Annotated in this window: 10 protein-coding genes; 4 read left to right on the top strand and 6 right to left on the bottom strand. The window is 34.5% G+C overall.

Going from position 1 to position 12740, the window contains the following annotated elements; all coding sequences use genetic code 11:
- Window positions 1-42: 42 nt before the first annotated feature.
- Complete coding sequence (locus A2530_RS03800) at window positions 43-681, top strand: YceI family protein (protein ID WP_294885826.1); 639 nt, start codon at window positions 43-45, stop codon at window positions 679-681.
- On the opposite strand, the gene pdxA is transcribed toward A2530_RS03800, so the two are convergent.
- The 3 genes from pdxA to A2530_RS03785 all read right to left on the bottom strand — a co-directional run bounded on the left by pdxA (window position 674) and on the right by A2530_RS03785 (window position 4428).
- The gene (pdxA, locus tag A2530_RS03795) at window positions 674-1585 is read right to left on the bottom strand and encodes a 4-hydroxythreonine-4-phosphate dehydrogenase (RefSeq protein ID WP_294885824.1); all 912 of its coding nucleotides are present in this window, start codon (window positions 1583-1585) and stop codon (window positions 674-676) included. The two genes, A2530_RS03800 and pdxA, sit on opposite strands and share 8 nt — an antisense overlap.
- Window positions 1582-2364, bottom strand: coding sequence for a pyridoxine 5'-phosphate synthase (locus A2530_RS03790; RefSeq protein ID WP_294886153.1), 783 nt, complete (start codon window positions 2362-2364; stop codon window positions 1582-1584). The genes pdxA and A2530_RS03790 overlap by 4 nt, the downstream gene beginning before the upstream one ends.
- Before the next feature lie 132 nt (window positions 2365-2496).
- A complete protein-coding gene (locus tag A2530_RS03785) occupies window positions 2497-4428 on the bottom strand; it encodes a thioredoxin domain-containing protein (RefSeq protein ID WP_294885822.1) in 1932 nt (643 codons plus the stop codon).
- 190 nt (window positions 4429-4618) lie between these two features.
- On the opposite strand from A2530_RS03785, the gene dsbD reads away from it, so the two are divergent.
- The 3 genes from dsbD (at window position 4619) to metE (ending at window position 9028) form a co-directional block, all read left to right on the top strand.
- Entirely contained in the window at window positions 4619-6406 is a 1788-nt protein-coding gene (gene dsbD / locus A2530_RS03780) for a protein-disulfide reductase DsbD (protein ID WP_294885821.1), read from the top strand.
- A gap of 49 nt (window positions 6407-6455) precedes the next feature.
- Entirely contained in the window at window positions 6456-6623 is a 168-nt protein-coding gene (locus A2530_RS03775) for a hypothetical protein (RefSeq protein ID WP_294885819.1), read from the top strand.
- Between the two features lie 128 nt (window positions 6624-6751).
- Complete coding sequence (gene metE / locus A2530_RS03770) at window positions 6752-9028, top strand: 5-methyltetrahydropteroyltriglutamate--homocysteine S-methyltransferase (protein WP_294885818.1); 2277 nt, start codon at window positions 6752-6754, stop codon at window positions 9026-9028.
- 37 nt (window positions 9029-9065) lie between these two features.
- Here the strand turns inward: metE and lpxB are convergent, their stop codons facing one another.
- Genes lpxB through A2530_RS03755 form a run of 3 tightly spaced genes read right to left on the bottom strand, consistent with a single transcriptional unit; the run spans window position 9066 to window position 12679 of the window.
- Window positions 9066-10109 (bottom strand): lipid-A-disaccharide synthase, encoded by a 1044-nt coding sequence (gene lpxB, locus A2530_RS03765; protein ID WP_294885816.1) that lies wholly within the window; start codon window positions 10107-10109, stop codon window positions 9066-9068.
- Window positions 10106-10468 (bottom strand): c-type cytochrome, encoded by a 363-nt coding sequence (locus A2530_RS03760; protein ID WP_294885815.1) that lies wholly within the window; start codon window positions 10466-10468, stop codon window positions 10106-10108. The genes lpxB and A2530_RS03760 overlap by 4 nt, the downstream gene beginning before the upstream one ends.
- Window positions 10469-10492: 24 nt before the next feature.
- Window positions 10493-12679 carry an ATP-binding protein gene (locus tag A2530_RS03755; RefSeq protein ID WP_294885813.1) on the bottom strand — a complete coding sequence of 729 codons (2187 nt, stop codon included), beginning with the start codon at window positions 12677-12679 and terminating at the stop codon, window positions 10493-10495.
- Window positions 12680-12740: the final 61 nt, after the last annotated feature.

The following is a 12740-nucleotide window of genomic DNA, read 5'->3' as shown; positions in this document are numbered from 1 at the left end:
TAAATATTGGCTATAATTTGGCATATTTATTAAAGGATTAGGATGAAGAATATTGTTTTTTCTATGTTTTTGGCACTATTTGTTGCATCAAATGCAAATGCACAGGGGAAGGGCGGTTGTGAGCTCTCTCAGGTAGGAGCGGTTGAGGTTAGTTGGATAGGTTATAAAACCAATGAAAAAATAGCTGTAGGCGGAGTATTTGACATAGTTTCTTACACGCCTGTTGCAAAGAGCGGTGAGAATTTTCGCTCAATTTTAGTGGGTTCAAAAGCTGTTATTGATGCTTCAAGCGTTAATTCTAAAAATGAAGGTCGTGACCAAAAACTTTCTAAATTCTTTTTCGGCATGATGAGTTCTAAAAATATTGAGGCAAAAATAGTAGATATAAAAGCCGATAAAAAAATTAAAGATGCTCCTAGAACGGGAATAGTAACGGTAGAGATAACTATGAACTCTAAAAGTAAAACAATACCTATGAAATATAGTTTTGCCAACAAAGTATTTAAAGCCGAAGGTATAATCGATATTTTGGATTTTGGTGCAAATGAAGCATTATCATCAATAAATGAAGCTTGTTTTGACCTTCATAAAGGGAAAACATGGAGTGAAGTGGGAATTGCTTTTAAAACAAATATAGAAGCGCTTTTGTGTAATGCAAAACCGCTTGAAACGACTAAATAAATTTTATCGCACTCTTAATCGCATTGATATAGCTAAGAGTCGAAGCTTTTCCTCTATAAGCTATATCAAAAGCCGTTCCGTGATCTACCGAAGTTCTTATGATAGGAAGGTTTAGAGATACGTTTATGCTCTCATCAAAATAGAGAGCTTTTAGAGGTGCTAAACCCTGATCGTGATACATAGCGACAAAATATTTATAGTCAGCTCTAAAGCGAGGCGTAAAAGCAATATCAGGAACTATTGCACCAAAAAACAGCTCTTTACCTATAATCTTATTTGCTTCACTTATAGCAGTTTCTATCTCTCTCTCTTCATCGCCGAGAACTCCGTTATCTCCTGCATGAGGATTTAATCCTAAAACTGCAAATTTCTCATTTGGCAGATTTTTATTTAAATCAAGAAAAAAGTTAAGCAGTTTTTCTTTTTTTATATGAGCAGGTACATCTTTTAACGGTATGTGTTCGGTATAGAGTGCGACAAACATCTTCTCGCATCCAAGCATCATAATGGCATCTTTTTTAAAGTAATCGCGAAGCAAGTCGGTATGACCTTTGTACTTTATTCCCGCTAACATCCATGCCTCTTTATGAATAGGCAAAGTAACTACGGCATCTGATTCTTTCTTTTCACAAAGTTTAATTGCGCTTAAAAATGAGTCGTAAGAGTATTTTCCTGCATCTTTGTCTATGCAACCCTCTCTTATGTTAAAATTGCCCTTGATATCAAAGATTTTAAAATCACTCGGAATTTTTACGTCTAAAAGTTCGGCAGCTTGATTTAACATGTAGGCGTTTATGCAGTAAATCGGAGTACAAAGTGCAGATATCTCTTTGTGAGCCTTAAGCGCTATCTCTATACCTACACCGTTTAAATCGCCGACACTAACGGCTATACGAGGTTTCATCTAGTTGTTAATCTCTTCATCTCTTTTACAGCATCTGCCAAGCCGCTAAAGACACTTCTTGCCACTATGCTTTGACCTATATTTAGTTCTGTAATTTCGGCGATACTCATCATGTAAGATACGTTATGATAGTTAAGTCCGTGTCCTGCTGCAACTTCAAGTCCTATTTTTTTTGCATGTTTTGCCGCTTCAGTTATAGCCGTAATAGACTTTTCAAGTTTTATGGCAAGTTCATGACGAGGAAGTTCCAACTCTTTTATGGAGTGGTTTGAGTAAGAGAGTGAGGAGTTTAACATGGCATAAATATTTGCAAATGTTCCCGTATGAAGCTCTACCATTTCTGCTCCAAGCTCTTTTGACTTCTCCATTGCTTCAATGGTTGGATCTACAAATAGAGAAACGGGAATGATGTAGTCATGTAAAAGCTCTATAGCATAAGAGATTTCATCCTCATAAGTAAAAACATCAAGTCCGCCCTCAGTCGTAACCTCTTGCCTTTTTTCCGGAACAAGGGTTGCGCGGTGCGGTTTTAACTCCGTTACGATGTTTAAAATGTCTCTGTTTATAGAACACTCCAAATTTACGGGCAGAGTAGAGTGTTTTATGATATTGTAAGCATCAGCGTCTTGAATATGACGTCTATCTTCGCGCAGATGTATAGTTATCTGGTCTGCACCGTTTTGACATGCAACATATAAAGCGTTTAAGATATCTGGGTCATTGACTCTTCTAGCTTCTCGAAGTACAGCTATATGGTCTATATTTACACCTAGTTTCATACTGTTCAAAAGTTTTCCTATTTTCTATGCATCGGGTGCTGATAATCGTTTCTCTCGCAACCACTAAAAGTACCCATAGCTCCAAGTGCTAGTACAGCCATTAAAATAATTTGTTTCATAATTTTGTTCCTTTTAAAAAGTGTTTGAAATTATATCATCTATCTTATTTATACTTTTTGTATTGGCAAAACAACTCTTATCGCCGCAAATCATATAATCTTCGCTTTCGTGAGCCTTTTTTTGAATAAACGGATATTTCAGCGAAGCGAGTTCAAATGCATTTGAGGTTAAATTTTTAGTATTTGATTTTACGACTCTGTCACCTTTTAAGTATCTTAACACTTGACGTAACATGTATGGATATATTACCGGTCGTCTTGCGAGTTCATAAGAGTTGTACTCTAGTGTTTTGAATGCAAAGTGAGCATACTTTTCATCTTCAAGAAGGGTGCTAAGAGATATCAGTACATCAATCATTATGCTAACTGAACTTGTGTATGTGTTGTCTGAAATTTCGGCTTTTGTTTCAAACTCTCCTATGCTGAATTTCCATGTGCCTTTGTCGTAAAATTTCTCTAAAGCACTATTTGCAAAATTTTGGGCACGAATGAGATAAAGTTCATCCTGCGTTGAGTTAAAAGCTTCGATGAGTGCTTGTGCCAGAAATGCATAATCTTCCAAAAAAGCTTCGACTTTTGGAGTTTTATGTATTAGAGTGCTGTGGTAGAGTTTTCCTTCTATAAACATCGATTTTAAGAGTGCATCAAGGTTCTTTATAGCTTTTTGTTTGTAGCTATCATCAATATTTCCAAGAACAAAAAGAGCCTTTATCATCATTGACGACCAAGAAGTTTGAATCTTTTTGTCGATAAACGGATATTCTCTTGAGGCTCTTAATCCTCTTAACAGAAACTTTATATCTTCAAACTCTTTTGGCGGAGTGTTTTTAAATCTAATAATATTTTTGTCCTCAAAGTTACCATCTTCACTGATACTTAATTTCTCTAAAATATCTTCAATGTTTTCATATCCGTTATCTGATAGTAGTTTATAAACCTCATCATAAGAGTATATAAAGTAAGTTCCCTCTTCACCTTCGCTATCTGCGTCACTGGCACTATACATCAAATCATCTTGACTCATGTGGTTATGCCAAAAATCGGCAATCTCTTTTGCTACATGTAAGAAACTATCATCTTGATATGTCAAGTATGCATTCGTATATAGCTCACAAAGAAGAGCATTGTCGTAAAGCATCTTCTCAAAGTGAGGCACAAGCCACTCCTCATCAACGCTGTAACGACAAAAACCGCCCTCTATCAAATCATACATTCCGCCTTTTTTCATATTTTGCAAAGTGTTTAAAACCATAGCTTTTGCCGCTTTGTCGTCGTAGAGTTTGTCAATTACAAGTAGTGTGCCAAGAGTGCTTACTTGCGGAAATTTTGGAGAAGACGAAAATCCGCCGTGCAGAGTGTCATAATTGCTTTTCACCTGAAGCATAAAGTTTTTACTAAAATCCTCTTTTAAAACGGTTGCCTCTTTGGGATGTTCTTTGTGGTTTAAAAAGCTCTCAATCTCATCCGCATTTTTTAGTAACTGCTCATCATGAGAAGATATTTTGTCGGCTATAAGCTTTGTAAGTTCTATAAAGCCCATACCTTCAATACTTCCTTCTCTAGACTCGGGCGGTATATAAGTTCCTGCAAAAAAAGGCTTATTTTCAGGTGTACAAAATATTGAGGTCGGCCATCCGCCGGCACGTCTATTTAGCAATATGTAAACCTCTTGATAGTGTTTATCAATGTCGGGGCGCTCTTCTTTGTCAACTTTTATGCAGATAAAACTTTTGTTTAAAATATCAGCACACTCTTTGTTTTCAAAAACGTTCTCTTCCATAACATGACACCAGTGACATGAACTGTACCCGATACTGATAAAAATTGCTTTATTTTCGACTTTTGCTTTAAGAAATGCTTCGTCGCACCACGGGTACCAATCAACAGGATTGTTTTTATGTTGTTGAAGGTATGGAGAGTCTTCCAATTGTAATCTGTTTGCCATTTAAATTTCTTTTTAATATTATAATATTTGGTAGATTATAAGATTCTCTCTTTCTTTGAGCTTAAAAGTAAGTATATTTTTACCATAAAAGTGTTTCCGTAATCGAGATGGAAAAAAATGGTAGAAAAAAATTTGTAAATTATTATTTTGTTATAATTTTGTGATTATATTTTCACATGAGAGAGCAAGTATGCTAAAAACTATTCTACTTTTACTGTTATCTACACTTTTATTTGGTGCGCAACCGAAGTTTTTGATGCCTGATGAAGCATTTAAACCATATGCAAAATTAAATGATAAGATGCAGATAGAAGTCGGTGTGGAAATGGGAAAAGAGATATACATTTATGTTGATTCTATAAAAGCCGAAATCAAAAACGCTAACGGTATAAGCATCAAGGATATCTCAAAACCAAAAAGCATAGAGCATCACGGAGACATGGTCTATCTTGAGTCTCCGGTTTTTGTTGTTAGTTTAAAAAAAGATGAGAGTGTGAGCGGTATAAAAAGCATAGATTTTGAGCTTTCGTATCAAGGATGTTCGGAGCAGGGTTTATGTTATGAGCCATATACAAAATCTTTTAAGTTTGATATTGATAGTTCAAAACTTGATGTAGGTGCCGATAAAGAAAGTTTGCCAAAAATTGAGACAAAAGCAGAAGCAAAGATAGAGAGTAAGGTAGAGAAAAAAGAGTTGTCACAAAGCGATGCAATAGCAGATACTATAAAACATGGCAATATAGCTTTAATCCTTGTTACATTTTTTGGTTTTGGGCTCTTGCTTTCCCTTACTCCGTGCGTATTTCCTATGATACCTATTATTTCAGGAATTATAATATCTCAAGGAGAAGGTATAACTGTTAAAAAAGCATTTATGCTCTCGGTAGTTTATGTTCTCGCAATGGCTGTTGCATATACCATTGCAGGAGTTTTAGCAGGGCTATTTGGTTCAAACCTTCAAGCTGCTCTTCAGACTCCATGGGTTATCTACTCATTTTCTGCTATTTTTATAGCACTCGCATTTAGTATGTTCGGTTTTTATGAGTTAAAACTACCTGACTCTTTAGTGGCAAAAGTAAGCTCAAATCATCACTCAGAGAGGGGCGGATATATAGGTGTTGCGGTAATGGGCTTTTTATCTGCACTTATCGTAGGTCCTTGTGTTGCTGCTCCTCTTGCAGGAGCACTTATCTATATCGGTCAAACGGGTGATGCATTTCTTGGCGGAGCCGCACTCTTTTTTATGAGTATAGGTATGGGTCTGCCTCTTATAGTCGTAGGTATAAGCGCAGGTAAGTTTATGCCACGCCCCGGTGCATGGATGACTATGATTAGTGCAGTATTTGGCGTAATGATGCTAGGAGTAGCTATCTGGATGCTTGAACGTGTTGTAGATAGTTACGTCGTAATGCTTCTTTATGCTATGCTAGGTATCGGTTTTGCACTCTATTTGGGTGCTTTTGAGAATGGTGCGCATATATTTAGAAGAAGCATGGGTATGATTATCTTTATCTATTCTACGCTGCTTTTTGTCGGTGTAATGGGCGGTTCAAGTAGCATGACAAAACCGCTTGATTTTCTAAAGAGTTCAGTATCAGCGTCTTCTAATGTCGTAAAATCTTCACATGTAGAGTTTAAAATTGTAAAATCAATAAAAGAGCTTGATGAGCTTTTAGCCGCAAACAAAGGCAAAAAAATATTGCTTGATTTTAGTGCAGAGTGGTGCGCCATTTGTAAAGAGCTTGATAAAATAACATTTGCAGATGAAGCCGTAAAAGCAAAAATGAGCGAATTTGTACTTATCCGCGCCGATGTGACAGAAAATAATCAAGAGCAAAAAGAGTTAAGCAAAAAGTATGGGGTTTTCGGTCCACCGGTAATACTCTTTTTTGATAAAGAATTAAATGTAATAAGCTCAAAAACTATTGTGGGATTTATAGAAGCTGATAGCTTTTTAGAGCTTTTAAAAAGTATATAAAAATAAAAAATGTGTTAAAATTGCCAAAAATTTATGAAAAGGAAGAGATATGAAGTCGGTCGAAAATATTAGCGATATCTCTAAACCTTGCTTTTGCAATATATTTTTTGCGCTTAAGACTAGAATCTCTCTTTTGATAAATCATTTTATACCTCGTTGTCCATACTACACAACTTACTTTGCGTTTAGACGCACAGGCGTTCATCCTCCTCTTTAATCTCTTTTTTTAAAATACTACCAATAATTCTCATATCTTTAGATATGAAGCTTTAGTGCCATAGCGGCTAGCATAGTCAAAAGAATTATTTCTTTTGGCGTTATAAATAGTATAACAAGGATATTCTGATGTCAAAAAGTTTCGTAATAGGTTTCCCAAGAATAGGGGAGCAAAGAGAGTTGAAAAAAGTTTTAGAGGAGTTTTGGGCAAAAAAATGCTCATTTGAAGAAGTTTTAGGCGTAGCAGCAGAGTTAAAGAAGAGACATTGGGAGTATCAAAGAGACGCTGGAGTGGAGTTTATAAGCTCTAATGATTTTTCACTATATGACAACATGTTAGATACTTCAATTATGCTTGGAGCTATTCCAAAGAGATTTGAGACTTTAAAAAATGAAGAGCTCTATTTTTCAATGGCAAGAGGAAACAGTTCGTATGTGGCTATGGAGATGACAAAATGGTTTAACACAAACTACCACTACATAGTTCCAGAGTTAAGTTTAGAGGATAACTACTCGCTCAATGCTTCAAAAATCATAGCAGAGTATAACGAAGCAAAAAAGCTGGGCATAAAAACAAAGATAAATATTATAGGACCTATTACTTATCTGGGGCTTAGCAAAAGAGTTGATGGGGGAGATATTTATGAGCTTTGGAGCAAGATAGTACCTATTTATGAGAAACTCATAGAGACTATTTCAGCTGTTGATAATGAGATAGTCGTGCAGATAGATGAGCCGATTTTTGTAAAAGGGTTGGATACAAAAGTACTTAGTATTATAAAACCCACTTATGATAGACTTTGCAAGGTTTCAACAAACATAAAAATTGCAGTTGTAACATATTTTGAACACTCAAATGAGGCTACAAAAGTTTTAGTTCACACTCCAATTTGGGCTATCGGGCTTGACTTTTTATATGGGGATAAAAATCTTAATTCGCTTGAAATTATTGCCTCAAGCGGTAAAAAGCTAATTGCTGGAGTAGTGGATGGCAGAAATATTTGGAGATGCGATATTTTAAAAACTTTGCAACTTTTAGAAAATATTTCAAAAACCGTAAAAAAAGAGAATATTCTCATCTCTTCATCTTGCTCACTTCTACATGTACCATTTAGTAAAAGATATGAGCAGAAAATGAGTAGCGAGATAAAAGAGTGGCTTAGTTACGGGCTTGAAAAGCTAGATGAGATTTCACTTGTCTCAAAACTGTTTTTTGATAAAGATGGTTTAAGTGAGGCAGAAAAAGATGAGTTACGCAAAAATGCCCAAGCAAATGAGAGTAGAAAAAACTCAAATCTTATTCACGATAAAGCAGTGCAACAAAGAGTTAAAAATCATACAAAACTTCAAAGAGATGGCGATGCGGCTGCGAGAATAGACCTTCAAAGAGAGCTTCTGGGATACAAAGATTTGGTAACTACAACCATAGGCTCATTTCCTCAAACTCCTGAATTAAGAGTGGCTAGAAGTGATTTTAAATCTGCCCTAATCTCAAAAGAGAGTTATGAAGCAGAGATGAAAAAGTATATAGATGAGTGTGTTGCATTTCAAGAGGAGTGCGGTTTAGAGGTTTTGGTTCATGGAGAGCCTGAGAGAAATGATATGGTTGAGTATTTTGGCGAACAGCTGAAGGGATATGGATTTAGTCAAAACGGCTGGGTTCAGAGCTATGGAAGCAGATGTGTAAAACCGCCATTTATTTATGGAGATATAAGCAGACCTCGCCCTATGACGGTCGAATGGATAACTTATGCACAAAGCCGTACAAACCTTGTCATGAAAGGGATGTTAACTGGTCCGGTTACGATTTTAAACTGGTCGTTTGTAAGAGATGATATGTCAAGAGGCGAAGTTTCAAAGCAGATAGCAGTCGCACTTAGTGATGAGATAGACGACTTGCAAAAAGCAGGAATAAAAATCATACAGGTTGATGAAGCCGCATTTAAAGAGGGTTACCCACTAAGAGAGGAGAAGATAAAAATCTATGAAGAGTGGTCTGTTAGAGATTTTAAAATAGCCGTTAGCAGTGCAAAAGAAGAGACGCAAATCCATACTCACATGTGCTATAGCGAATTTAACGACATAATTGACACCATAGAAGAGATGGACGCAGATGTTATCTCTATAGAGACTGCTCGAAGCGGAAATGAGCTTCTAAAAATATTTAAAAGTGCAGGATACAAAAATGAAGTAGGTCCTGGAGTTTACGATATCCATAGCCCAAGAGTTCCAAGTGCCAAGGAAATAGTAGAGCAGATAGAGCATCTTTTAGAAGTTCTGCCAAAAGAGCAGTTATGGATAAATCCTGATTGTGGATTAAAGACTAGAAAGTGGGACGAGGTGAAACCAAGTCTTAAAAATATGGTTGAAGCGGTTAGTATAGTGAGAGAGAAGCTTAACGCTTAGCATTAGAGTACGCATTTTAATGTCGTACTCAGATGAATTAATGTTGTATAATTTCTGCCATTCTCTTTGAACTGCCGTGTTTTAAGTAAGTTCTTAATGATTTGGAATCATCCAAAAACTTTTGCGTGTCGTACTCTTTGTAAGATTTTATAAGATTTTGAGCAGTTACGCTCTCTTGTATAAATTCAGGATGAAGGTCTCTGTTTTGAAGTTTGCTAAACATGATGTTGCCAAGACCGATATGACTCAGCTTTACAAGCCTGCTTGCTATAAAATAATCAAGCGGTTTTGCTATATAGCTGAGAATAAAAGGTGTTCCTATAAGTGAAGCTTCAAGTGTTGCCGTTCCGCTGCATATAAATGCAAAGTCTGTCTCAAGAAGTGTTTTATGTGCATCATGAGTTACTACAAAGCTTGAAATATCTCCGTAAATCTCTTTAACATCCTCTTTTGTAAAGTGTTTTGGTATGACAATTGTTGAGTCGATATTTAACTCTTCTCTTACCTTTTTAAAAATCGGCATAAGTTTTTTTATCTCGCCCCTTCTGCTTCCAGGCATAAAAGCGATATGTTTTATATCTTTATTGACACTCTTTTTAAACTCTTTTATCTGGTCTAAGAGCGGATGACCGACATACTCTATGGGAGCATTTTTAGAGTAAAAATCTTTTTCAAAAGGGAGTATTGAAGCAAGATGGTCTATCGTCTTTTCTAAAACAGGAATTCTCTTTTTTTTCCATGCCCAAGCTTGAGGCAAAATGTAGTAGATAATCTCTTTTTCTGGGTACTTTTTTTTGATTTTTTTGGCAAGAGGGAGGTTAAATCCTGATGAGTCTATAAGTAAAATTTTATCTGCATCTTTTGCTAAATCAACCATCTCGTTGTTTAGTTTTATAAAAAATCTTAACTTTTTTAATGCATCAACAAAACCCATGATTGCAAGACTTCTTAAGTCTATTATGCTATCTCCTAGCTCTTTATCAAAAATACCTATAAACTCTATATCATCACTTAACTCTTGTTTTAAAGATTTTAGATGAACGTTTGCCGAGTGTTCCAGTGCGCTAACCAATATTTTCATGAACCGCCGTCTCCTGATACTTGATAACTATCATCATACTTATCTTTGTTTTTTTCTTCCACAAACTCATACATGTAAGTTGTTAGATCATCTATATCTTTATCGCTTAAACCGATGGCAAAAGGTATCATCATCTCTTGTTGTTGATTGTCTGAAATTTTTGAACGAAATCTTTTAAGTTTATAACTCATATAGTTTTTTGCTCTGTTTGCTAGGTAAGGGTACTTATGTAAGCCTTCAAGCTTATTTCCGTGACAGCTAAAACAACCTTTTTGCATATATAGACTTTTGCCCGCATTATACGCAGATGAAGCATTTAAAGATGATAAGAATAGTAAAAGTAAAAATGGGTAATTCAATTAGCAACCTTTAATAAAACATAATTATTTCAAATTAGAGTTAATATATTTGCTAATTGTGCTAAAAAGTTTTTCAATATCTATAGGTTTTGTAAGATGTTCATTCATTCCCGCAGCTTTTGTTTTTTCTATCTCTTCACTCATTGCATTAGCAGTCAAAGCAATAATAGGGATGTTCTTATCAATACCTCTTATTATTCTTGTTGCTTCGCAACCGTCCATAACCGGCATCTGTATATCCATCAAGATAAGTTCATATTTGCCGACTTCAAATAATTCAACGGCTTCCTGACCGTTTTTTGCAATATCTATCTCTTTTATATAATCTTCCAAAAGCCCTAATATTACCATTTGGTTAGTTATATTATCTTCTACGACAAGTATTTTTGTTGCACACAAAATATTTTTATTAAACTTAGGCTCTTCCTCATCTGTTTTTATATAACTAGACTCTGCTTCTTTAAGCTCAATTTCAAATTTAAAGCTGCTGCCGACACCTGTTTTTCCTTCTACCCAAATTTTTCCGCCCATTAATTCGACTAGTTGTTTAGATATAGCTAAACCTAAGCCTGTACCGCCATATTTTCTTGTTGTTGAGTTATCAGCCTGTGAAAATGATATAAATAGCTTTTTTTTCTCTTTTTCACTTAAACCGATTCCTGAGTCTTTAACTTCAAATATTAATTTATCGTTATCTGATTTTGTTATATTTATATAAATATCTCCATTTTTATTAGTAAATTTAATAGCATTTCCTAGCAGATTTGTTAATATTTGAGAAATTCTCAAGCTATCTCCATAAAAATAGTCTTTAAGGTCGTCTTCATATTTAAGATGAATTTTAATATTTTTTTCTTCAGCTATAAATTTTACCGATTCGATAACACTGCTTACTGTTTTTTTAAGATTAAAGTTGATTTTTTCAATTGTTAGTTTACTTGCTTCTATTTTTGAAAAGTCTAAAATATCATTAATTATACCAAGAAGTGATTTGGCAGAGTTATCAATTATTTGCAAATAGTCTCTTTGCTCCTTGCTTAATGTTGTTTCTAAAAGCAGATGATTTATACCTATTACACCGTTAATAGGAGTTCTAATCTCATGTGACATATTTGCCAAAAACTGAGATTTAGTTTTTGTTGCATTTTGAGCTTTTGTCTTTTCTTTCTCAAGCTCTTTTGTTCTCTCTTTAACTGTTTGCTCAAGATAAATACGTTGTTTTATATTGAAGTATATAACAATACACAGGAGTAGTATTCCAAAAAATGCGGCACCGTTTACCCATAAATACTCGTGTAGCATCTCTTCAAGATATCGACTTTTCGTGTAAGATACTATGTATGCGGCAATATCTTTTTCATACATATTTTTTATTGGAAAAAATGAGATAATATAAGTTTCACTTTTATGGTGATTATATAGAGAAAAAGGATTTTGTCCTTGAATTTTTACTGCAATTTGATCTTTTAAAAGCAAGTTTATTTTTCTTTTATAATCTTCAATATTATTGTTAGTTTTAGAGACTAAAAAACCACTGTGTTCTATGCTTGTAAGATATTGAGTATGTATTATATTATTATGTACCGTCGAATTGAAAAGATTTTTGTTTAATATAAAATTTGTATCGGTATTGTGCAGTTTTAACATGCTCTCTCTCATGCTTTTAAATGAGAATGAAATATTAGCACTACCTAAAAATTCATTATTACTATAAATGGGAAAAACATTATAAAAAGCGTGAAACGTTTTGTTTTGCATAGTAGTAGTATTATGCGCTAAATTATTATTTACCAATAGTTTATCGCCATGCATATGAGGTTTATTTGCTCTTAGAAATACTTTGTTATCTTGATTTGTAAATTGTATAACATTGACACCTAACTCTTTTAGTCGTTCAAAACTAGGGTTAATTTCTTGAAACAGCTTTGTTCTGATACTATTTAGTTCATCTTCATTTTTTGTATATTTTGCACTATAAAGTAGTTTTAAGACCGCAGGAGAATTAAAAACTTCATGATTTACAATATTTGAAATCATGCCGTATCTATCGGTAATAACATTGTAGTTGTGTTCAAGATTGCTTATTTCTTGATTTAGGATAAGTTCAATACGTGAACTTTTGTCATTAGTAGTAATAATATATACGGTAGAATAAAGAAAGAAAAACAAGACGACGGTAAAGATTTTAACTAACCTAAGTGAATATTTCAAACTGCTTCCATTTTTTTATAACCTGCAAAGTCGGTTGTAAAGTATAACCTAAATTCATTAA

Origin of the sequence: Sulfurimonas sp. RIFOXYD2_FULL_34_21 (genome assembly GCF_001830805.1) — a bacterium.
Taxonomy (GTDB): domain Bacteria; phylum Campylobacterota; class Campylobacteria; order Campylobacterales; family Sulfurimonadaceae; genus Sulfurimonas.
Note: the sequence above shows the minus strand (reverse complement) of the source record. Positions and strands in the feature narration are given on the sequence as shown.